Annotated in this window: 18 protein-coding genes; 10 read left to right on the forward strand and 8 right to left on the reverse strand. The window is 74.9% G+C overall.

Translation table 11 applies throughout. The features are described from left to right. The first annotated feature begins 54 nt into the window (after window positions 1–54). The 5 genes from ACWIX7_RS13275 (at window position 55) to pgm (ending at window position 6899) form a co-directional block, all read left to right on the forward strand. A complete protein-coding gene (locus tag ACWIX7_RS13275; protein WP_448622000.1) occupies window positions 55–903 on the forward strand; it encodes an alpha/beta fold hydrolase in 849 nt (282 codons plus the stop codon). Window positions 904–1165: 262 nt separating this feature from the next. Next, window positions 1166–2692, forward strand: coding sequence for a methyl-accepting chemotaxis protein (locus tag ACWIX7_RS13280; RefSeq protein ID WP_448622001.1), 1527 nt, complete (start codon window positions 1166–1168; stop codon window positions 2690–2692). 165 nt (window positions 2693–2857) lie between these two features. After that, window positions 2858–4609 carry a 5,6-dimethylbenzimidazole synthase gene (bluB, locus tag ACWIX7_RS13285; protein WP_448622002.1) on the forward strand — a complete coding sequence of 584 codons (1752 nt, stop codon included), beginning with the start codon at window positions 2858–2860 and terminating at the stop codon, window positions 4607–4609. Window positions 4610–4744: 135 nt separating this feature from the next. Next, window positions 4745–5173 (forward strand): DUF4190 domain-containing protein, encoded by a 429-nt coding sequence (locus ACWIX7_RS13290; RefSeq protein ID WP_448622003.1) that lies wholly within the window; start codon window positions 4745–4747, stop codon window positions 5171–5173. A 91-nt stretch (window positions 5174–5264) separates the two neighbouring features. Further along, window positions 5265–6899, forward strand: a complete 1635-nt coding sequence (pgm, locus tag ACWIX7_RS13295; RefSeq protein ID WP_448622004.1) for a phosphoglucomutase (alpha-D-glucose-1,6-bisphosphate-dependent) — start codon at window positions 5265–5267, stop codon at window positions 6897–6899. 64 nt (window positions 6900–6963) lie between these two features. Here the strand turns inward: pgm and glpK (ACWIX7_RS13300) are convergent, their stop codons facing one another. From glpK (ACWIX7_RS13300) to ACWIX7_RS13315, 4 genes are all read right to left on the reverse strand, one after another. Next, window positions 6964–8481, reverse strand: a complete 1518-nt coding sequence (glpK, locus tag ACWIX7_RS13300) for a glycerol kinase GlpK (protein WP_448622005.1) — start codon at window positions 8479–8481, stop codon at window positions 6964–6966. 44 nt (window positions 8482–8525) lie between these two features. Further along, window positions 8526–9248, reverse strand: a complete 723-nt coding sequence (locus ACWIX7_RS13305) for an MIP/aquaporin family protein (protein WP_448622006.1) — start codon at window positions 9246–9248, stop codon at window positions 8526–8528. 154 nt (window positions 9249–9402) lie between these two features. Then, on the reverse strand, window positions 9403–10911 hold the full coding sequence (glpK, locus tag ACWIX7_RS13310; RefSeq protein WP_448622007.1) for a glycerol kinase GlpK: 1509 nt from the start codon (window positions 10909–10911) through the stop codon (window positions 9403–9405). A gap of 73 nt (window positions 10912–10984) precedes the next feature. Next, window positions 10985–11737 carry an IclR family transcriptional regulator gene (locus tag ACWIX7_RS13315; RefSeq protein WP_448622008.1) on the reverse strand — a complete coding sequence of 251 codons (753 nt, stop codon included), beginning with the start codon at window positions 11735–11737 and terminating at the stop codon, window positions 10985–10987. A gap of 111 nt (window positions 11738–11848) precedes the next feature. On the opposite strand from ACWIX7_RS13315, the gene ACWIX7_RS13320 reads away from it, so the two are divergent. Beyond that, the gene (locus tag ACWIX7_RS13320; RefSeq protein WP_448622009.1) at window positions 11849–13576 is read left to right on the forward strand and encodes a glycerol-3-phosphate dehydrogenase/oxidase; all 1728 of its coding nucleotides are present in this window, start codon (window positions 11849–11851) and stop codon (window positions 13574–13576) included. Between the two features lie 380 nt (window positions 13577–13956). Next, on the forward strand, window positions 13957–15102 hold the full coding sequence (locus ACWIX7_RS13325; RefSeq protein WP_448622010.1) for a M20 family metallopeptidase: 1146 nt from the start codon (window positions 13957–13959) through the stop codon (window positions 15100–15102). A gap of 48 nt (window positions 15103–15150) precedes the next feature. Here the strand turns inward: ACWIX7_RS13325 and ACWIX7_RS13330 are convergent, their stop codons facing one another. Beyond that, window positions 15151–16041: a diguanylate cyclase domain-containing protein gene (locus ACWIX7_RS13330; RefSeq protein WP_448622011.1), complete on the reverse strand. Its 891-nt coding sequence runs from the start codon at window positions 16039–16041 to the stop codon at window positions 15151–15153. Between the two features lie 134 nt (window positions 16042–16175). Here ACWIX7_RS13330 and ACWIX7_RS13335 point away from each other — a divergent pair, with 134 nt between their 5' ends. Next, window positions 16176–17114, forward strand: a complete 939-nt coding sequence (locus ACWIX7_RS13335) for a hydroxymethylglutaryl-CoA lyase (RefSeq protein WP_448622012.1) — start codon at window positions 16176–16178, stop codon at window positions 17112–17114. A 28-nt stretch (window positions 17115–17142) separates the two neighbouring features. Continuing rightward, window positions 17143–17658, forward strand: coding sequence for a flavin reductase family protein (locus ACWIX7_RS13340; RefSeq protein WP_448622013.1), 516 nt, complete (start codon window positions 17143–17145; stop codon window positions 17656–17658). Here the strand turns inward: ACWIX7_RS13340 and ACWIX7_RS13345 are convergent. Then, window positions 17655–19964, reverse strand: a complete 2310-nt coding sequence (locus tag ACWIX7_RS13345; protein ID WP_448622014.1) for a SpoIIE family protein phosphatase — start codon at window positions 19962–19964, stop codon at window positions 17655–17657. The genes ACWIX7_RS13340 and ACWIX7_RS13345 overlap by 4 nt on opposite strands. Window positions 19965–20113: 149 nt before the next feature. Between ACWIX7_RS13345 and ACWIX7_RS13350 the strand changes: the two genes are divergently transcribed. After that, window positions 20114–20857 carry a hypothetical protein gene (locus ACWIX7_RS13350; protein ID WP_448622015.1) on the forward strand — a complete coding sequence of 248 codons (744 nt, stop codon included), beginning with the start codon at window positions 20114–20116 and terminating at the stop codon, window positions 20855–20857. 33 nt (window positions 20858–20890) lie between these two features. Here ACWIX7_RS13350 and ACWIX7_RS13355 read toward each other — a convergent pair whose 3' ends face one another. Together ACWIX7_RS13355 and ACWIX7_RS13360 are read right to left on the reverse strand one after the other, a co-directional pair. Then, a complete protein-coding gene (locus ACWIX7_RS13355; protein WP_448622016.1) occupies window positions 20891–21301 on the reverse strand; it encodes a hypothetical protein in 411 nt (136 codons plus the stop codon). Next, window positions 21294–21659, reverse strand: coding sequence for a hypothetical protein (locus ACWIX7_RS13360; protein ID WP_448622017.1), 366 nt, complete (start codon window positions 21657–21659; stop codon window positions 21294–21296). The genes ACWIX7_RS13355 and ACWIX7_RS13360 overlap by 8 nt, the downstream gene beginning before the upstream one ends. Between the last annotated feature and the right edge of the window lie 60 nt (window positions 21660–21719).

Here is a 21719-nt window from a genome sequence, read left to right on the forward strand (position 1 = left end):
GTCGGTCGACGACGGTAGGTCGGCGGCGCGACGGGATCTGGTGGAATCGCCGACGTGACGGCGAACTCCGAGGACGAACGGCTGCACGCCCGGACGCTGGGCTCCGCCGGGCCGCGGGTGGTGTTCGTGCACGGCCTGTTCGGACAGGGCAAGAACTGGACGACGATCGCCAAGGGCCTCGCCGCGGACCACCGGGTGACCCTGCTCGACCTGCCCAACCACGGGCACTCGCCGTGGACCGACCGGGTCGACTACGTCGACATGGCCGAGCTGGTCGCCGCGGAGCTGCGCTCGTTCGGCGAGCCGGCCACGCTCGTCGGGCACTCGATGGGCGGGAAGGTCTCGATGCAGCTGGCGCTGCGGCACCCCGAGCTGCTGCGCGCGCTGGTCGTCGTCGACATCGCCCCGGTCGAGTACCCGGTCTCCGGCGGCCGCACCGACGACCCCGACGAGGAGGCCTCGCCCTTCGCCGACTTCATCGCGGCGATGCGCGCCCTCGACCTCGACCGGCTGAGGACCCGTGAGGACGCCGACGCCGCCCTGCGGGCTGCCGTCCCGAGCCGGATGGTGCGCTCGTTCCTGCTGCAGAGCCTGGTGCGCGAGGGGGCGGGCGCCGACGGCGGGTGGCGGTGGCGGCTCAACCTCGAGCTGCTCGGTCGCGACCTGGGTGAGCTGCGCGGCTTCCCCGAGCCGCCGCCGGGCGCCCGCTACGACGGCCCGGTGCTGTGGATCGCCGGCGCCACCAGCCACTACGTGCTGCCCGAGGACCGGGCGCGCATGGAGGAGCTGTTCCCGAACACCCGGCTGGTGCGGGTGAAGAACGCCGGCCACTGGGTGCACTCCGAGCAGCCGGAGGTCTTCCTCCAGACGGTTCGGCTCTTCCTCGACGCAGTCGAGCGGTGACGGGGTCTCGACGCAGTCGAGCGGTGACGGGGTCTCGACGCGGTCGAGCGGTGACGGGGTCTCGACGCGGTCGAGCGGTGACGAACGGAGACCTCGGTCCCTGATCGCCGCGCACGGGTCCACTTCGGACGATGTCGGCCGAACCCCTCGGTTGCCCTGTCTCGTCGTCCCCGAGGTGCTCCGTGCGGCTCTCCGTCCCGTCCCGTCTGCTCGCGCTGCCCCTGCGCGTCAAGGTCCTCGCGGCGGTCGCCGCGGCCTGTGTGTGGTCGCCCTGACCGTCGGCATCGTCGGCGTCCTGCAGCTGGGCGCCCTCCAGCAACGCAGCCAGGAGATCAACACCGACGCGCTGGTGCCCTCCAACGAGATCGCCGAGGTGCGCCGGGCCTTCCTGCAGACCCGCATCGACGCCCTCGCCGACGAGCTCCTGCCCGACGCCGCCGCGGCCAAGGCCCACGAGCTGTACCTGGCCGACATCGAGGCCATGGACGCCGCGATCGAGGCCTACGCCGAGAGTGGACTGACATCCGCCCAGGAGCAGCAGGTCGCGGCGCTCTCCGACGCCTGGGAGCACTACGAGTCGCTGGTGAGCAGCGACGCCTACCGACTGGCGGTGCACCAGGGCCGGTTCGCGGACTTCCTGGCGATGCGCAGCAACACGATCGCCCCGGTGGCCGCGGAGGTCAACGCCGCACTGGACGAGCTGCTGGCCAGCGAGGCCGCGGCCGCCGAGTCCTCGGTCCAGGCGGCGACGGACACCTACCAGTCGGCCCGGACCCTCGTGCTGGTCCTGCTCGTGGTCGGGCTGGCCGCCGCCGTCGTGCTGGCGCTGCTGGTCGCGCGACTGATCACCCGGCCGGTGGTGGCCGTGCGCAACGGCCTCATGGCGATGGCCGCCGGTCACCTGACCGCCCGCGTGGAGGTCTCCTCCGGCGACGAGGTCGCCCAGAAGGCCGAGGCGCTCAACCAGGCGGCCGAGAGCCTGCGCGGCACTGTCTCCTCGACGGCCGAGTCGGCGTCCGCCCTCGCCACCGCGGCCGAGGAGCTCAGCGCCTCGTCGGAGTCCATCGCCGGCAGTGCGGAGGAGGCCGCGAGCCAGGCCGGCACCGTGGCCGCCGCCGCCGAGCAGATCTCCCGCAACGTGCAGACCGTCGCCTCCGGGTCCGAGGAGATGGGCGCCTCGATCAACGAGATCGCCCAGAACGCGTCCGAGGCCGCCCGCGTCGCGGGCACCGCGGTCCGGGCTGCCGAGGAGACGACGCAGACGGTGACCAAGCTCGGCGTCTCCTCGCAGGAGATCGGCGAGGTGGTCAAGACCATCACGAGCATCGCCGAGCAGACCAACCTGTTGGCGCTCAACGCCACCATCGAGGCCGCCCGCGCCGGGGAGGCCGGCAAGGGCTTCGCCGTGGTCGCCAACGAGGTCAAGGAGCTGGCCCAGGAGACGGCCAAGGCCACCGAGGACATCGCCCGCCGGGTCGAGGCCATCCAGGCCGACACCGCCGGCGCGACGACGGCCATCTCCGGCATCGCGGCGATCATCAGCCAGATCAACGACTTCCAGCTGACCATCGCCTCGGCGGTGGAGGAGCAGGGGGCGACCACCGCGGAGATGAACCGCAGCGTCAGCGAGGCCGCCACCGGCAGCGGCGAGATCGCCGGCAGCATCAACGGTGTCGCGCACGCCGCGTCCGCCACCACGTCCGGTGTCGCGCAGACCCGGCAGGCGGCCGAGGAGCTGGCCCGCATGTCCGGCGACCTGCAGGAGCTGGTGCAGCGCTTCCGCTACTGACCCCGAGGTGACCCCGATGCGCGTCCGACGGGCGCCGTGGACCTGCGTGTCCGCGGCGCCCGTCGTCGTCCCGGGGGCCGCTGGTGGCCCGTCGCAGGCCCGGCCGGACCGGAACTACAGTCGGCCCGCCCGGGACCCGGGCACACCGCGTGGGGAGGGGAGCCCGTGGCGGAGACGTGGCCGCGACCGGTACCGCTGGTCGGCGACGCGACCTCGGCGTCCCAGCGGGCCGCCGACCCCACCGGCTGGGCGATGGGCGAGCAGGTCCGGGACGCCCTGCACCGGGTGGTCGGCGCCCGCCGCGACGTCCGGCGGTTCCGGCCCGACCCCGTCCCGGCCGACGTCCTGGAGCGCGTGCTGTCCGCGGCGCACGCCGCCCCGTCGGTCGGCCACAGCCAGCCGTGGCGGTTCCTCGTCGTGCAGGACGCCGGGACCCGGGACCGGGCGGCGGTGCTCACCGACCGGGAACGGCTGCGCCAGGCCGCGCAGCTGGAGCCGGACGCCGCCCGCCGGCTGCTCGACCTGCAGCTCGAGGGCGTGCGGGAGGCGCCCCTCGGGGTGGTGGTCTGCTGCGACCGGCGGACCCCGGCGGCCGGGGTGCTGGGGCGGGCCACCTTCCCCGACGCCGACCTGTGGAGCTGCGCGGCGGCCATCCAGAACCTGTGGCTGGCGGCGCGGGCCGAGGGCCTCGGACTGGGCTGGGTGACCCTGTTCCGGCCCGAGGAGCTCGCCGGGTTGCTCGGCCTGCCGGACGGCGTCGTGACCCTGGGCTGGCTGTGCCTGGGCTGGCCCGACGAGCGGCCGCCCGCTCCGGGCCTGGAGCGGGCCGGCTGGTCCCGGCGGCTGCCCCTGTCCGACGTCGTGCTGCACGACCGGTGGCCCGTCGAGGACGCCGGTGCCCCGGCCGCGCCGCCGTCGCACCTGCGGGCGCCGGGCCGGCAGGCGGTCGTCGCGGCGCGGGACGAGGCCGACCGGCTGCTCACCCCGCCGGGCTCGCTCGGCGTCCTGGACCGGGCCGTGGACGGCGTGGTGGCGCTCGGTGGCGCCGGGGCCCCCGGCGGGACCCTGGTGCTCGTGGCCGCCGACCACCCGGTCGCCGCCCACGGGGTGTCGGCCTACTCCCCCGGCGTCACCCGGGACGTCGTCCGCGCGGCCGTCAGGGGGACCTCGCTGGGCGCCACGGCCGCCCGGACCGCCGGCCTCGGGGTGTGCGTCGTGGACGCCGGGGTCTCCGGCGACCCCGTCCCGGGTGCGACGGTGCTCCGTCCGGTCGACCCGCGCGGGGACCTCGTCGGCCGGCCGGCGATGACGCCAGGGGACGCCCGGCGGTCGCTGGACGCCGGCCGCGATCTGGGCCGGGCAGCGGCGGCCGCGGGACTGGTGGCCCTGGGTGAGGTCGGGGTCGGCAACACCACCGTGGCGGCGGCGCTCGCGTGCGGCCTGCTGGACGCCGACCCGACCGACGCCGTCGGGCTGGGGTCGGGCGCCGACGCAGACGTCCTCGCCCGCAAGCGGCAGGTGGTCGGCGAGGCCGTGGGCCGGGCCCGGCGGGACTCCCCGGCCCTGACGCGGGACCCGGTGGTGGCGCTCGCCGAGCTGGGCGGCCCCGAGCTCGCCGTCCTGGCCGGGGTGGTCCTGGGTGCGGCGGCGGCCGGGTCGGCCGTGGTGCTGGACGGCTACGCCACCTCGGTCGCCGCCCTCGTGGCCGTGCGGCTGGAGCCGGGTGTGCAACCCGCCCTGGTCGCGGGGCAGCGCAGCCGCGAGCGCGGGCACGAGCTCGTCCTCCAGGACCTGGGCAGGGAGCCGCTGCTGGACCTGCGGATGCGCGCCGGTGAGGGCGTCGGCGCGGCCCTGGCCGGTGGCCTGCTGCTCGCCGGGCTGGCGCTGCGTCGGGAGACCGCGCGCGTCGACTCCTGACCCGGCCGCGGATCCCGATCGGCCCCGGACATGTCTCCCCAGTCGGGGTGGCCGGGCCGCGCGCCGCGCCCCTGGGACCCCCACCGGCCGTCACCATGTGGTCGACCGCCGGACGCAGTGATCAGGAGCGAGCAGATGACACACCCAGGTCCGCACCCGCCCGGTGCCGAGGACCCGTACGGCACCCCGGGGCCGGTCCCGCCGGGTGGGTGGCAGCAGCCGGCCTCCTACGGCGGCTACCAGGGCGCGCCGCCGCAGGGCGGCTATCCGCAGCCCTACGGCCAGCAGTACGGCTCGCCCTACGGCGGTTACCCGTACGCGCCGCCGCAGCGCACCAACGGCATGGCCATCGCCTCGATGGTGCTGGGCATCCTCTGGCTGTACTGGATCGGCAGCATCCTGGCGCTGGTCTTCGGCTACACGGCCAAGAAGCAGATCCGGGAGCGCGGCGAGGCCGGGGGCGGCATGGCCACCGCCGGCATCGTGCTCGGCTGGGTCGGCGTCGGCTTCCTCGTGCTGGCCTTCCTCGTCGCGGCCGTCTCCTCCTCGTCCTCCGGCTTCTGAGCGGGACGGCGGCTCGGCGCACTCCCGCGCCGGGTCGCCGCCGCGCCGGCCGGGGTCGCGGGGGCAGCGGGTGGAGGGCCAGGATCGGCGCATGACCGAGCCCCGTGCCGGACAGCCGGCTGCCCCCAGCGACCTGGTCGACATCGCCTCGCTGGTCACCGCGTACTACACGCTCGAGCCGGACCCGGCCGACCCGGCCCAGCAGGTCGCGTTCGGCACCTCAGGGCACCGCGGGTCGGCGTTCGACCGGGCGTTCAACGAGGCGCACATCGTCGCCACCACGCAGGCGATCTGCGAGTACCGCACGGCGCAGGGCTACGACGGCCCGCTGTTCATCGGCCGGGACACCCACGCGCTCTCCGAACCGGCCTGGGCCTCGGCGCTGGAGGTGCTGGTCGCCAACGACGTGACCGTGCTGGTCGACGCCGCGGACCGCTACACACCCACCCCGGCGGTCAGCCACGCCATCCTGCGGGCCAACCAGGGGAAGACCTCCGGCCTGGCCGACGGCATCGTCGTCACCCCGTCCCACAACCCGCCACGGGACGGCGGCTTCAAGTACAACCCGCCCAACGGCGGCCCGGCCGACACCGACGCCACCAAGGTCATCGCCGCCCGCGCCAACGAGCTGCTGCAGGACGACCTGAAGGGCGTGCGGCGGATCCCGTTCACCCGCGCCCGGGCGGCCGCGCAGGCGCACGACTTCCTCGGGAACTACGTCGACGACCTGCCCTCGGTGCTCGACCTCGACGCGGTCCGGGACGCCGGCGTGCGCATCGGTGCGGACCCGCTCGGCGGCGCCAGCGTCGACTACTGGGGGGCGATCGCCGAGCGGCACCGCCTCGACCTCACCGTCGTCAACCCGCTGGTGGACCCGACCTGGCGGTTCATGACGCTGGACTGGGACGGCAAGATCCGCATGGACTGCTCCTCGCCGTCGGCCATGGCCTCGCTCATCGGCAAGCGGGAGCAGTTCCAGATCGCCACCGGCAACGACGCCGACGCCGACCGGCACGGCATCGTGACCCCTGACCGCGGGTTGCTGAACCCCAACCACTTCCTCGCCGTCGCGATCTCCTACCTGTTCGCGCACCGCCCGGAGTGGGGCGCCGAGGTGGCGGTCGGCAAGACGCTGGTGTCGTCGTCCCTCATCGACCGGGTCGTCGGCGGCCTGGACCGGCGGCTGGTCGAGGTGCCCGTCGGCTTCAAGTGGTTCGTCCCCGGCCTGCTCGACGGGTCGGTCGGCTTCGGCGGCGAGGAGTCCGCGGGCGCCTCGTTCCTGCGGCGGGACGGCGGCGTGTGGACGACCGACAAGGACGGCATCCTGCTGGCGCTGCTGGCCAGCGAGATCCAGGCGGTGACCGGCAGCTCGCCGTCCCAGCTGCACGCCGAGCTGACCGCCCGCTACGGCGAATCGGCCTACGCCCGCATCGACGCGCCGGCCACCCGCGAGCAGAAGGCGGCGCTCGGCAAGCTCTCCCCGGAGGACGTGACGGCGACCGAGCTGGCCGGCGAGCCGATCACCGCCAAGCTCACCCGCGCGCCGGGCAACGACGCGGCGATCGGCGGGCTCAAGGTGACCACCGAGAACGCCTGGTTCGCCGCCCGCCCGTCGGGCACCGAGGACGTCTACAAGGTCTACGCGGAGTCGTTCAAGGGCCCCGACCACCTGGCGCTGGTGCAGGAGGAGGCCAAGGCGGTGGTCTCCGCAGCGTTGGGCGCCTGACCTCTGGACGCCGAGGGCCCGTCCTCGCGGGGAGAACGGGCCCTCGGCGTTCAGCGCCCGGTCGTCACCGCACGTCCTCGTCCACCCAGTCGAGGCTCTTGGTGACCGCCTTCTGCCAGTTCCGGTAGTAGCGCTCGCGCTCCTCGGCCGGCATCTGCGGCTCCCAGCGCTTGTCCTCGGCCCACTTGGCGGTCAGCTCGTCCAGGTCGGACCAGAAGCCCACGGCCAGCCCGGCCGCGTAGGCCGCGCCGAGCGCCGTCGTCTCGGCGATCTTCGGCCGGATCACCGGGACGTCGAGGATGTCGGCCTGGAACTGCATGAGCAGTTCGTTGCCGACCATGCCGCCGTCCACCCGCAGCTCGGTGAGGTCGACCCCGGAGTCGGCGTTCATCGCGTCGAGCACCTCGCGGGTCTGGTACGCCGTGGCCTCGAGCACGGCCCGGGCCAGGTGCCCCTTGTTGACGTACCGGGTGAGCCCGACGATGGCGCCGCGGGCGTCCGAGCGCCAGTGCGGCGCGAACAGCCCGGAGAAGGCGGGCACGAAGTACGCGCCGCCGTTGTCCTCGACCGAGCGGGCCTGGTCCTCGATCTCCGGGGCGGTCTTGATCATCCCCAGGTTGTCCCGGACCCACTGCACCAGCGACCCGGTGACCGCGATCGAGCCCTCCAGGGCGTACACCGGCTTGCGGTCGCCGAGCTGGTAGCACAGCGTCGTGAGCAGGCCGTTCTGCGACGGGACGGCCTCCTCACCGGTGTTGAGCAGCATGAAGTTGCCGGTGCCGTAGGTGTTCTTGGCCATGCCCTTGGTGAAGCAGACCTGGCCGAAGGTGGCCGCCTGCTGGTCGCCGAGCGAGCCGGCGATGGGCACCCCGGCGAGGAAACCGGCCTTGCGGCCCCGGCCGTACTCCTCGGAGTTGGACCGGATCTCCGGGAGCATGGACGTCGGGATGCCCATCTCCTCGGCGATGTCGGCGTCCCAGGCCAGCGTCCGGTAGTCCATGAGCATCGTGCGGGAGGCGTTGGAGACGTCGGTGAGGTGCAGCCCGCCGTCGGCCCCACCGGTCATGTTCCAGATCAGCCAGGAGTCGATGGTGCCCATGAGCAGGTCACCGCGCTCGGCCCGCTCCCGGGCGCCGTCGACGTTGTCGAGGATCCAGCGCACCTTGGGTCCGGCGAAGTAGGTGGCCAGCGGCAGGCCGACCTTGTCCTTGTACCGGTCGGCGCCGCCGCCGAGGGCGCCGAGCTGCTCGACGATCGCCGTGGTGCGGGTGTCCTGCCAGACGATCGCGTTGTAGACCGGCCGCCCGGTGTTCCGGTCCCAGACGACGGTGGTCTCGCGCTGGTTGGTGATGCCGACGGCGACCACGTCCGAGTGCCCGACGTTGCCCCGGGCGAGCGCCTGGCCCACCACCTCGCGGGTGTTCGTCCAGATCTCGTCGGCGTCGTGCTCGACCCACCCGGCGCGCGGGAAGATCTGCTGGTGCTCCTTCTGGCCGACCGAGACCACGGCGCCGTCGTGGTCGAAGATCATGCAGCGGGTGCTCGTGGTTCCCTGGTCGATGGCTGCCACGTACTGGCTCACGGTGGTTCCTCTCGCTTCGTCGCGGTGGGGTTGGGGAGCTGCGGTCAGAGGGGGACGCGGGACAGCAGGCCGCCCAGGACGGCCCCGATCAGCGGGCCGACGATCGGCACCCAGGCGTAGCCCCAGTTGCTGTCCCCCTTGCCGCGGATCGGCAGCACGGCGTGGGCGATGCGCGGGCCCAGGTCGCGGGCGGGGTTGATGGCGTAGCCGGTCGGCCCGCCGAGTGAGGCGCCGATGCCGACGACGAGCAGCGCCACCGCCAGCGGGCCGAGCTCGCTGGGCGTGTCGCCGAAGCGCAGGATGAGGTAGATCAGGACGAACGTGCCGACGGCCTCGGTGACCACGTTCCACGCGGGGCTCGCGATCGCCGGGCCGGTGGAGAAGGTGCCCAGCACCGGCTCGGTGGCCGCGTCGTAGTGCCTGCGGTACGCCAGCCAGGCGACGACGGCGCCGAGGAAGGCCCCGATGAGCTGGCCGAGCACGTAGACCACCGACGACGCCAGGGTGATCGGCACGCCGGGCGCGTACTCGTTCGCACCGCTCACCGCCAGACCGAGGGTGACCGCCGGGTTGAGGTGCGCCCCGGAGCTCGCGCCGGCGAAGACGCCCGCGAAGACGCCGATGCCCCAGCCGAAGTTGATGAGCAGCCAGCCTCCCCCGTTGCCCAGGGTCTGGGGCAGGACGACGTTGGCGACCACGCCGACGCCGAGGAGTATCAGGACGCCGGTGCCGACGACCTCGCTGCCGAACACGGTCCACAGGCTCATGCGGTGCTCCTCATCGCCGGTGATGCGGGGGTGCCACGGGCTCGGCGCCGGACCGCGGGACGGCCGGTCGACGACTGGCGCGGTGACGCTATTCACACAGGTCGAGGGCGGACAACGGGCGCTGTACGACCATGTCGGACAGCGCGATCCCACGTCAGGGGCGTTCGCCCCAGGCGATGCTCAGCTGCACGGCGCGCTCCCACTCCGGGTAGGCGGCGTCGAGCGCGGCCACCCGCTTCGGGTCGGGCACCCACTGCGCGGAGCGGTGCCAGTTGCGCCGCAGCGCCTCGGTGTCCGACCACACCCCCACGGCGAGCCCGGCCGCGTAGGCCGCGCCGAGCGAGACCGTCTCCCCCACCATCGGGCGCACCACCGGGCTGTCGAGAACGTCGGCCAGGAACTGCATGAGCAGGTTGTTGGTGGTCATCCCGCCGTCCACCCGCAGCGCGGTGACCGGCAGGCGGGAGTCGGCGTCCATGGCCCGGACGACGTCGCGGGTCTGCCAGCCGGTCGCCTCCAGGACCGCCCGGGCCAGGTGCCCCTTGGTGACGTAGGAGGTCAGACCGGCGACCAGCCCGCGCGCCCGGCCCGCCCAGTGCGGGGCGAGCAGCCCGGAGAACGCCGGCACGACGTAGCACCCGCCGTTGTCCGAGACGCTGCGGGCGAGGGTCTCCACCTCGGGCGCCGAGCCGATCAGCCCGAGGCTGTCCCGGAGCCACTGCACCAGGGCGCCGGTGACCGCGATCGAGCCCTCCAGCGCGTAGTGCACCGGCTCCCCCGCCAGCTGGTAGGCCACCGTGCTGATCAGCCCGTGCGTGGAGCGGACCAGGTCGGTGCCGGTGTTCTGCAGCAGGAAGCTGCCGGTGCCGTAGGTGCACTTGGCCTCGCCGGGGGCGAAGCAGGTCTGCCCGAACAGCGCCGCCTGCTGGTCGCCCAGCGTGCCGCCGATGAGCAGCGGCACCGGCAGGGCGGTCGCGGTGCCCAGCACGCCGACCGACGGGCGGATCTCCGGGAGCATCGCGGCGGGGACGCCGAAGAAGTCGAGCAGCTCGGGGTCCCAGCGACAGCGGTGCACGTCCATGAGCAGGGTCCGGCTGGCGTTGGTCACGTCGGTGACGTGCACCCCGCCGGCCGGTCCCCCGGTGAGGTTCCAGACCAGCCAGCTCTCCATCGTGCCGAACAGCAGCTCGCCGCGTTCGGCGCGCGCCCGGGCGCCCCGGACGTTGTCGAGCACCCAGAGCAGCCGCGGCCCGGCGAAGTACCCGGCCAGCTCCAGCCCGGTGCGCTCGCGCACCACGGCGGCCTCGGGCCGGGCAGCCAGCTCCTCCACCAGCGGTCCGGTGCGGGTGTCCTGCCAGACCAGCGCGCGCACCAGCGGCCGGCCGGTGGCGCGCTCCCAGACCACCGTCGTCTCGCGCTGGTTGGCGATGCCCAGCGCCACCACCTGTCCGGCGGAGCCGGCGACGTCGCGCAGCGCCTGGGCGGCGGTGAGCTGGGTGTTGGCCCAGATCTCCTCCGGGTCGTGCTCCACCCAGCCGGGGCGGGGGAAGTGCTGGCGGTGCTCCCGCTGCCGGACGGCGACCAGCCGGCCGGCGCGGTCGAACACGATCGACCGGGTCGAGGTGGTGCCCTGGTCCACCGCGAGCACGTACCGCTCGGTCACGGACCCTCCTCGCCGGCGCTCGTCGTGTCCGTGCCCGGCGGTGCTGTGTCTCTGCGTGACCTCGCGAGCTCGGTCACGAGGCCAGCTCCCGGGAGACCGCGGCCGCGGCCTCGACCACCATCGCGCGCAGCGCCGGCCGCGCCGCGTCGGCGAAGAGCTCCTCGATCGGGCCGCTGACGCCCAGCGCGCCGACGACCAGGCCGCCCGGCCCGTGCACCGGTGCGGCGATCCCGCCCACGCCCAGCCGGTACTCCCCCAGCTGCTCGGCCCAGCCCCGCGCGCGGACGGTCGACAGCTCGGTCAGCAGCGCCGCCGGGTCGACGACGGTGCGCGGGGTCAGCACCTCGAGCCGGGTGTCGGCCAGCATCCGGGCGATCGCCGGGCGGGAGGCCAGCAGGACCTTGCCCACCGCGGTGGCGTGCGCCGGCAGCACGGACCCGACCTCCAGCTCCTGCGGCGAGTCGTCGGGCCGGAACACGTGGTGGACGACGACGACCTGCAGGCCCGCCGGCGTCCCGAGCCGGACGGCGAACCCGCTGCGCGCGGCCAGCGAGTCGGCCCAGTTCGACGCCCGGGACCGCAACTCGTTGGCGTCCAGGTAGTGCGAGCCCAGCCCCAGCAGGCCGGCGCCGAGGGTGTAGCGGCCGGTGCGCTGGTCCTGCTCGACGAACCCGACCGCCAGCAGCGTGCGCAGCAGCCCGTGGGTCGTCGTCTTCGGCAGCCCCACCGCACCCGCCAGTTCGGTGACGCCCATCTGGCCCCCCGACTCGACGATGGCGTGCAGCAGGGTGGCGGCGCGCTCGATCGACTGCACGGTGCCCGGCACGGCGCGTCACCCTAGGCCCTCTGCGTACGACGATGTCGAACGCAGCACGTCGACGGCCCAGGAGCACCCGCCTACCGTTGTCGGTGAGCAATCCCCGCCAGAGGAGTCGGCATGCCCGTAGTCCCCGCACTCGGCCCTGATCAGCGCGCGCGAGCCTGGGCGGAGCTGGCCGAGCAGTCCTTCGAGGTCCTCGTCGTCGGAGGGGGCGTGACCGGTGCCGGTGTCGCGCTCGACGCGGCGACCCGCGGCCTGCGGACGGCGCTGGTCGAGGCCCGCGACTTCGCCAGCGGCACGTCCTCGCGCTCGTCCAAGCTCTTCCACGGCGGGCTGCGCTACCTGGAGTCCTTCGACTTCGGCCTGGTGCGCGAGGCCCTCCACGAGCGCGACCTGAGCGTCAGCCGGCTCGCGCCGCACCTGGTCAAGCCGGTGCCCTTCCTGTACCCGCTCACCCACCACTGGGAGCGGCCCTACGTCACCGCCGGGCTCACCCTCTACGACGGGCTGGCCCGCATCGGCGCGCTGTCGACCCCGCTGCCCCCGCAGAAGCAGCTCACCCGCACCGGCGCCCGCAAGCTGTTCCCCGCGCTCAAGCCGGACGCGCTGGTCGGCGCGGTCCGCTACTACGACGCCCAGGCCGACGACGCCCGGCACACCCTCACCGTCGCCCGCACCGCCGCGGCCTACGGCGCCACCGTGCTCAACTCGGCCGAGGTCGTCGCCTTCCACCACGCCGGCGGCCGGGTCACCGGGGTCCGGGTCCGGGACGTCGAGACCGGGCGCGAGGTCGACGTGAGGGCCGAGGTCGTCGTCAACGCCACGGGGGTGTGGACCGACGACATCCAGACCCTGGTCGGCGGGCGCGGCCGGTTCCACGTGCGGGCCAGCAAGGGCGTGCACATCGTCGTCCCCCGCGACCGGATCAACGGCGAGACCGGGCTGATCCTGCGCACCGAGAAGTCGGTGCTGTTCGTCATCCCCTGGGGAAGCCACTGGATCGTCGGGACGACGGACACCGACTGGACGCTGGACAAGGCCCACCCGGCGGCGTCGCGGGCCGACATCGACTACATCCTCGAGCACGTCAACAAGGTGCTGACCACGGAGCTCACCCACGACGACATCACCGGGGTCTACGCGGGGCTGCGCCCGCTGCTGGCCGGGGAGTCGGAGCTGACCAGCCAGCTGTCCCGTGAGCACGCGGTCGCCCGGCCGATGCCCGGCGTGATCGCGGTGGCCGGCGGCAAGTACACGACCTACCGGCCGATGGCCGCCGACGCGGTGGACGCCGTCGCCGTCGACGTCACGCGGCCGGTGCCGCCCAGCGTCACCGACAACATCCCGCTGGCCGGCGCCGAGGGCTACGCGGCGATGCACAACTCCCTCGACGCCCTCTCCGAGCGCTGGGGCATCCCGCACTTCCGTGCCGAGCACCTGCTCAACCGGTACGGGTCGCTCACGCCGGAGGTCCTCTCGCTCGCCGCCGGGGACCCGGCGCTGCTGGCGCCGGTCCCCGGCGCCGAGGAGTACCTCATGGTCGAGCTGGTCTACGGCGCGGCGCACGAGGGTGCCCAGCACCTCGACGACCTGCTCGCCCGCCGCACCCGGATCTCGATCGAGACGCCGCACCGAGGGGTGGAGTCGGCCGAGCCGGTGGCCCGCGCGGTGGCCGGGGTCCTCGGCTGGGACGAGCAGCGGATCACCAACGAGGTGGAGAGCTACCGCGCCCGGGTCGACGCCGAGCGTCGCTCGCAGGAGGCGGCCGACGACCAGGCGGCCGACGCCGTCCGGGTGGCCGCGCCGGACACCCGCGCCGTCGCGGTGGGCCGCGCGCTCGTGTGACCTCGTCGGCCTACCGGCCGACACCGCGGCCAACGGCCGTCCCCGGCTGCCGTGGAGCCGAGACCCGTCCCTGCTCGGGGGAGCCTCCGGCCCCCCGCTCCCAGGGACCCGCACCGCGGCCAACGGCTGGCGCTGAGCCGCTGCCCGTGTCCCGGTCGGTGGAAGGACCTCCCTGCCCCCCGCCACTCGCGAGCTCGCGGCGGGACCCTGCAGGGAGGCCACGAGGCGGTCGGTGGACCCTGCGGGCCCCGCGACCGGTCCACCCCGGCCAGGTGCCGTCCCCCGACCCTCGAGGACCCGTCGTCAGCTTCGTCCGCGGTCTGCGCTGACCCGCGCCCGTGTCCCGTGCCGTCCCGGGGCGGCGGGGGCAGGATCGGACCATGACGGCCCCTGCTCTGGACCTGGTGGCGCTCGTGCGGGAGCTGGTGCGCCACCCCACCGTCTCCGGCGACGCCGGCGCGCAGCGCGACGTCCTGGGCACGCTCACCGAGGTGCTGCGCGAGCGCGCCCCGCACCTGCAGGTGACCGAGGGCCGCGACCGCGACCACCCCTGGACCCTGCTGCGCACACCGGCCGACCCGGGACGTCGGCAGCTGCTGCTCGCCTGCCACGTCGACACCGTGCCCGCGACCGACCCGGCCGCCTGGCAGCGCGACCCCTTCGACGGCGACCTCGACGGGGGCCGGGTGTGGGGCCGAGGTGGCAGCGACATGAAGGCCGGTGTGGTGGCCGCGGCGGCCGCGCTCGCCGCCGCCGACCCGGGGACGCCGGTGGCCCTGCTGCTGACCAGCGACGAGGAGATCGGCTCGCAGGGGGCCGCCGCGGCGGCCGCGGCCATCGCCGAGCTCCCCGTGGGCGCGGTGGTCGTCCCGGAGGCCACCGGGAACCAGGTGGTCCTCGGCCACAAGGGAGCGCTGTGGCTCGCCGTCCGGACCGCCGGCCGGGCCGCCCACGGCAGCACCCCGGAGCGCGGGCACAACGCGGTGCTGGACCTGGCCGCCCTGCTCGCGCGGGCCGGCGGGGTGCTGCCCTTCCGCACCGACCCGTTCCTCGGCACCGAGACGTGGAACCCCGGGGTCGTCGCGGGCGGCACGGTGCCCAACGTCGTCCCCGACCGCGCCGAGGTGGTCGTCGACATGCGCACCGTGGCCGACGGCGGCGACCTGCTGGCCTGGTGGCGGGCGCAGCCGGAGGTGGCCGACGTCGAGGTGCGGGTGGACCTGCCGCCGGTCGGCACCCCCGCCGACGACCCGTGGGTGGCCTCGCTGCCCGCGCCGGTGCTGCCCACGCCCGCCACCTACTTCACCGACGCCTCGGTGCTCGTGCAGGTCGTCCGGGGCGCCCCGATCGTGGTCTGGGGGCCGGGCACCCCGGCGGTCATGCACGCCGTCGACGAGTACGTCGAGCTGGCCGAGGTGGAGCAGGCCGCGGCCGCCTTCACCGACGTCGTCGGCCGCTGGAACGGCCTTCCTGCAGGGTCCCGCCCGGCCCCGTCCGGAGGCTCACCGCGAGCTTGCGAGCGGTGAGGAGGACGGGGTCCTCTTACGAGTGGTGCGGGGTAGGAGGGTCCTCCTTCAGTCCTGCCAGCGGGCCTTGTCGACGTACATCGCGTCGTCGGCCTCCCGCACGAGGGCCTCGAACGCCCGCTCGGGGTCGACGTCGCCCTCGGCCGTGCCGATCCCGATGCTCACCGTCAGCGGGAGCGTCAGCCCGCCGGCCAGGCGCAGCGGCTCGCTCACCCTGTCCCGCAGCCGGGTGGCGAGTGCCTCGGCGTCGAGCCGCCCGCTGTTCTCGCAGACGATGCTGAACTCGTCCCCGCCGACCCGGGCTGCGGTGTCGCTGGCCCGCAGCACCGAGGTCAGCCGCTCGGCGACGGCGACGAGCACCTCGTCGCCCACCGGGTGGCCGTACTGGTCGTTGATCTGCTTGAAGCCGTCGAGGTCGATGCCCAGCAGGCTGGTCGGCGTCCGCTCCCGGCGCCCCCGTTCCAGGGCGTGGTGCAGCCGGTCGCTGAACAGGATCCGGTTGGGCAACCCGGTCAGCGGGTCGTGCAGGGAACGGTGGACCAGCGCAGCCTCCAGGGCCTTGCGGTCGGTGATGTCCTCGACGATCGCGACCACGTGCGGCGGGTCGCCGTCGGGCGTCCCGTCCACCCAGGACGAGGTGACCTGCACGGGCACCACGCCGCCGTCCGCCCGCACCAGCCGGGTCTCGTGCCGCATCATCCTGCGCTCCTCGAGGAGCTCGGCGAACGCCTCGACGGCGGCTGCGCGGTTGTCGGGGTGGACGAGGTCGAGCATCGAGCGGCCGTAGAGCTCATCGGTGGTGGACGCGAGCATCGCCGCCAGCGCCGGGTTGGCGTCGACGATGAGACCGGCCGGCGTGGCGAGCACGATCCCCATGGGCGCGTTGGCGAACGCGCTCCGGCGATCCGCCGGGGGCAGCGTGTCCGCCGCATCGGTCACATCTCACCTCCGTGCCGGTCATCCTGCGCCGACACGGCCCGTTGCTGCAGCTCTTCGGCCCAGGAGCGTCCGCGTGGTTCCACGTGGAACCCGGCGCCGGGGCAGGATGTCACGTGATCGACCGAGGAGGGCCCGTGAACGAGTTCGACCTGGTGCTGCCCGCGACTGTGGACGTCCGCGAGGTCGGCATGCGCGACGGTCTGCAGCTGGAGGTGCCGGTGCCCCTGGAGGGGAAGCTGGCGATGCTCGAGGCCCTCGTGGCCACCGGCGTCCGCCGGATCGAGGTGACCTCGTTCGTCTCGCCGAAGGCCGTGCCGGCGCTCGCCGACGCCGACCAGGTGGCCGCCGAGCTGCACGCCTTCGACGGCGTGCTCTTCTCCGCCCTGGTCGCCAACGCCCGGGGCGCCACCCGCGCGGTGGACGCCGGCGTCGCCGACCTGGAGTACGTGGTCTCGGCCTCCGACGGGCACAGCCGGGCCAACGCCGGCCGCAGCACCGCCGAGGCGGTGGCGGCGGTCGGCGAGATCGCCGCCCTGGCGCACGGCGCCGGGGGCTCGCTGGAGGTGGTGATCGCGACCGCCTGGGACTGCCCCTTCGACGGCCGCACACCGATCCCCCGCACCGTGGACGTCGCCCGCGCGTCGGTCACCGCCGGTGCCGACCGGCTCTGCCTGGGCGACACGATCGGCACGACCACCCCGATGCGGGTCGTGCAGCTGCTCGACGCCGTGCGCCGGGCCTGCCCGGGCGTCGACGTGGGCGTGCACTTCCACGACACCCGCGGCACCGGGCAGGCCAACGCGCTGGCCGCCGTCCAGGCGGGGGTGACCCAGCTGGACTCCTCGGTCGGCGGTCTCGGCGGCTGCCCGTTCGCGCCCGGCGCCAGCGGCAACATCGCCACCGAGGAGCTGGTGTACATGCTCGAGGAGTCCGGCGTGCGCACCGGGCTGGACCTCGACGCCGTCCTCGCCGCCGCCCGGGTCACCGAGGAGGCCGTCGGGCACGAGCTGCCCAGCTCGCTGTACCGGGCGGGGGGTCGCTCGGTGCCCCGCTCGTCTCCCGTGGCGGGGTGACCGGCACCTGCGTGGTTGGCTGGAGGTCATGAGCCAGCCGCCGTCGGGGGGCGGGACGGTCGACCCCCGCACCATGCGTGACGTCCTCGGACACTTCGCCTCCGGCGTCACCGTGGTGACCGCCCAGGGCGAGCACGGGCCGATCGGTTTCACCTGCCAGTCGTTCAGCTCGCTGTCCCTGGACCCGCCGCTGGTGGTCATCGCGCCCGCGCGCGCCTCCCGCACCTGGCCGCGGCTGCGCGAGCTCGGACGCTTCTGCGTCAACGTGCTCGCCGAGGACCAGACCGCGCTGTCGGCCCGGTTCGCCCGGTCCAGCGCCGACAAGTTCGCCGGGGTGTCCTGGCGGCCCAGCCCGCAGGGCCAGCCGGTGCTCGACGACGTCGTCGCCTGGATCGACTGCGAGCTGTGGGCGGAGTACGACGGCGGTGACCACACCCTCGTCGCTGCCCGGGTGCTGGACCTCGGTGCGGATCCCGGACGGCGGCCGCTGCTGTTCCACCGCGGCGCCTACGGCCTGCTGGAGACCCGCGCGGCCGAGGGCTAGGACAGCTGGCGGAACCGGACGGCGATCAGCGCGACGTCGTCCCGCCCGTCGAGGGAGCCGGCGACCGCGGCGTCGCACAGCGCGCGCGGGCCCGCCTCGACCGGGGCGGCCGCCAGCCGGCCGACCAGCTCGGCGATGCCCTCGTCGAGGTCGGTGCCCGGCCGCTCGATGAGCCCGTCGGTGTAGGCCAGCAGCGTGGCGTCGCGCGGCAGGTCGATCGACGTCGTCCGCCGGGGCAGGCTGCCGTCGACGCCGATCAGCAGGCCGGTCACGCCGTCCAGGAGCTGCACGCCGCCGTCCGCGGTGCGTAGCAGCGGCGGCGGGTGGCCGGCGCTGGCCAGGTGCAGCCGCCACGGTGCGCCGTCCTCGGTCGGGGGCACCGCCCGGGCGTAGACCATCGTCGCCATCGAGGCCACGCCCAGGCCCTGCACCAGTCGGTCCACCCGCGCCAGGACGACGCCGGGGTCGGGGTCGGGCGCCTCCCAGGCGCAGGCGCGGATCAGCCCGCGCAGGTGGCCCATGGCCGCGGCGGCCGCGATGTCGTGGCCGACGACGTCGCCGATGACCACGCCGATCGACCCGTCGGGCAGGTGCAGCAGGTCGTAGAAGTCACCGCCCACGTCGGCCGCCGTGGAGGCGCTGACGTAGTGGGCGGCGGACTCCACGCCGGGGATGGCCGGCAGCTCGGGCAGCAGCGAGCGCTGCAGCGTGTCGGCGACCGTGTGCTCCTGCTGGTAGAGGCGCACGTTGTCCATGGTCAGCGCGGCGCGGCGGACGAGGTCCTCGGCGAGGTCGACGTCCTCCTGGTCGAAGGGCCGCTCGGTGTCGGCGCGGGCCAGCAGGATGGCGCCGCGGGTCCGCCGGCGGGCGACCATGGGGACGGCGAGCAGCGACCCCGTGCCGAGCCGCTCGGCGGCCTCGCGGGCGGCCTCGGAGGTGAACAGCTCGTCGAGGTCGGCGCCGGCCCGCTGGACGAGCACCGGCCGGGAGCCGGCGATGCTGCGCCGGGTCGGCGAGCTCTCCGGCAGGTGCGGCGCGTGCTGGGTGGCCAGCACCCGCAGCTCCTCCTCGAGGCCGTCGCGGTGCCGGGAGGCGGTCTCGCGGATCGTCCCGGTGTCGTCGACCAGGGAGATGAACACCCAGTCGGCGAGCAGCGGCACGCACAGCCGGGCCAGCCGGTCGAGGACGTCGGTGAGGTCCAGCGTGGCGATCAGCGTGCTCGTCGCCTCGGCCATCAGCGCCAGGCGGCCCTGGATGCGCTCGGCGTCCGCGCGGGCCCGCTCGGCGTCGGCCCGTGCCTGCTCGGCCGCCGCCCGGGCCAGCTCGGCCTCGTGGCGGGCGGTCTGCTCGGCGGCGAAGGCGGCCTCCCGCTCGTGCTCCACCCGCACCCGCTCGGTGACGTCGGTCTGCACGCCGACGAAGCTGACCAGCCCGCCCTCGCCGTCGAAGACCGGGCTGATCGACAGCTGGTTCCAGAAGGCGGTGCCGTCCTTGCGGTGGTTGAGCAGCGTCGTGGTGACCGCCCGCTGCTGCGCCACCGCGGTGCGGATCGCGGCGACGGCCGCGGGGTCGGTCGCCGGCCCCTGCAGGAAGCGGCAGTTGCGGCCGACGGCCTCGTCGTACCCGTAGCCGGTGATGCGGGTGAAGGACGGGTTGACCCACACCAGCGGGTTGCCCGGCTCGCTGGGGTCGGTGATCGTGAAGGCGATGTCGGTGGCGACCACAGCCCGCTCCCGCAGCGCCTGCAGCGGGTCGCCGGCGGCGTCGCTCTCGCCGGGATCGACCTCGAGGAAGACCACGAGCGACAGGTGCTCGTCGCTCTCGGGTCGGGACAGCGGGAAGCCGGTGACCCACAGCAGCTGGTCGGGGCGGTCGCCGGGGTCCTGGTCGGGCAGGCCGTCGTCCGCATGGCCCGGCACGATCCGCACCGCCTCGCCGGTGACCGGGAGACCCTGGGCGACCAGCGACAGCGGGCCGGACGTGCTGGCCAGGGGCCGGCCGCCCAGGTCGGTGAGGCCCACGGAGGCGCCCCACGTGTCGATGTCGACGGGGAGGCGGACGTTGCCGGCCAGCTCGACCGCTGCGCTGTTGGCGTAGGTGACCGCCCCGGCGCCGCGGTCGATGAGCAGCACCGCCACCGGGACGTCGGCCAGCACGGCGGGCAGCGCGGACGACGCGGCACCGGTGCCCGAGTGCTCGACGACGGCGGCGGCGGCGCTGACGACGCCGGCCTCCTCGCGGCCCACCACGCCGTCGGGGCGCTGGAGGAGGGACGAGTCCTGCGGTCGGTCCCGCTCGGCCGGCACGGCACCGACCCTAACCGCGCACCTCGCGCCCCGGCCACCACGGTCCGGGACGTTGACCAGCGGGTCCACGCCCCCACGTGTGGGACGCGGCCCCGCGGGAACCCCTCCGGCGGGGTACGCCGTTCCCCGACCGGAGGGAGACGATCGCCATGGGACTGCTCGACCGGCTCTTCGGCCGCCGCCGTTCCGACCACGACCGGTACGACGGGTACCAGCACACCGCGCCGCAGTACGACGGCTACCAGACGTCGCCCCCGCCGCAGGGTGGGGCGCCCACCGACCAGCAGGCCATCGAGCGCTACCGGTACCTGCTGCGCACCGCGCCGCCGGACAAGATCGAGGAGGCGCACGCGGAGGCCTTCGCCCAGCTCTCGCCGCAGCAGCGGCAGGAGGTGCTGGTCCAGCTGGCCGCCGCGGTGCCCTCGTCGGAGCGGCCGCGCTCGGACGACCCGCGCTCCCTCGCCCGCGCCGCCACCCGCGCGGAGGTGCGCCAGCCGGGCACTCTCGAGCGGGCCTTTGGCGGCGGCTTCGGAGCGGGCGGCTACGGACCGGGGTACGGCGGTGGCTACGGCCCCGGGTACGGCGGCGGCTACGGACGTGGCTACGGCGGGCCCGGCTTCGGCAGCACCCTGGGTGCCAGCCTGCTCGGCACCGTCGGCGGCCTGGTGGTCGGCACGGCGGTCGCCGACGCGCTGTTCGACACCGGCCTCGGTGACGGCGGTCTGTTCGGCGGCGGCGACGAGGAGGCCTACGCCGAGGGCTACGAGGACGGCGCCGGCGCTGACGGGGGCGACTACGGCGGCGACCCGGGTGGGGACTTCGCCGCCGGTGCCGACGGCGGTGACTTCGGCGGGGGCGACTTCGGCGGTGACTTCGGCGGCGGGGACTTCTGAGAGGACCTCGCTGCCCCCACCGCCGCGGGCGGGTCAGCGGGACGGCGCCTGCGCGGTGCGGCGCAGGTAGAGCAGCCCGACGACCGGGAGCACCAGCGGGATGAACAGGTAGCCGCGGCCGTACGCCGACCACACCGTCTCGTCGGGGAAGGCGGCGCGGTCCACCAGCGACAGCGTGCCGACGACGAGGACGCCGACCAGCTCGACGGTGATCGCGACGAGGGCGACCCGGCGTCCCCCACGGGCCAGGGCCACGGTGGCGACGACGTAGACGACGGCGGCCAGCGCGGAGAGCAGGTAGGCCACAGGGGCCTCGGCGAAGCGGGTCGACAGCTGGACGGCGGCCCGCGCGCCGGCGGCGAGGGCGAAGACGCCGTACACCGCGACCAGCACCCGGCCGGGCCCGCCGGCGGTCCCCGACCGGTCCCCCGTCGTCTCAGCCACCCGTCGCCTCCCACAGCTCCTGCAGCCGCCAGATCATCACGCCCACCGCCCCGGCCGCCACGGCCAGCACGGTGCCCGCCCAGCGGCTCGGCTCCGTCCGTGCCCACAGCGCCCCGGCGACTGGCAGCAGCACGATGCCGGCCAGGTAGCCGAGGAAGGTCGGGGTGTCGGCCAGCCGCTCCCCGCGCAGCAGGGGTACGACGGCGAGGGCCGCCTGCACCAGCAGCAGGACCTCCAGCAGTCCTGCGCCCCACAGGTGCAGCAGGCCGATCCGCCGACGGGCGAGGGTGGAGGCGACCCCGGCCAGGGCCAGGAGCCCGGCGGTCACGGTCACCGCGACCACCAGCGGGAGGGTCACCGGGCGGACCCCGCGGCAGGAGTGTCGGGCACGGCCGCCATCCTCCCGTGCAGGGGGCGG

The sequence above is a fragment of the Geodermatophilus sp. URMC 65 genome, assembly GCF_053502545.1.

Coding starts and splice junctions, on each gene's coding strand:
- ACWIX7_RS13290 (WP_448622003.1), top strand. CDS start 4,745: ATGACACACCCAGGTCCGCACCCGCCCGGTGCCGAGGACCCGTACGGC.
- pgm (WP_448622004.1), top strand. CDS start 5,265: ATGACCGAGCCCCGTGCCGGACAGCCGGCTGCCCCCAGCGACCTGGTC.
- ACWIX7_RS13305 (WP_448622006.1), bottom strand. CDS start 9,248: ATGAGCCTGTGGACCGTGTTCGGCAGCGAGGTCGTCGGCACCGGCGTC.
- ACWIX7_RS13320 (WP_448622009.1), top strand. CDS start 11,849: ATGCCCGTAGTCCCCGCACTCGGCCCTGATCAGCGCGCGCGAGCCTGG.
- ACWIX7_RS13325 (WP_448622010.1), top strand. CDS start 13,957: ATGACGGCCCCTGCTCTGGACCTGGTGGCGCTCGTGCGGGAGCTGGTG.
- ACWIX7_RS13340 (WP_448622013.1), top strand. CDS start 17,143: ATGAGCCAGCCGCCGTCGGGGGGCGGGACGGTCGACCCCCGCACCATG.
- ACWIX7_RS13350 (WP_448622015.1), top strand. CDS start 20,114: ATGGGACTGCTCGACCGGCTCTTCGGCCGCCGCCGTTCCGACCACGAC.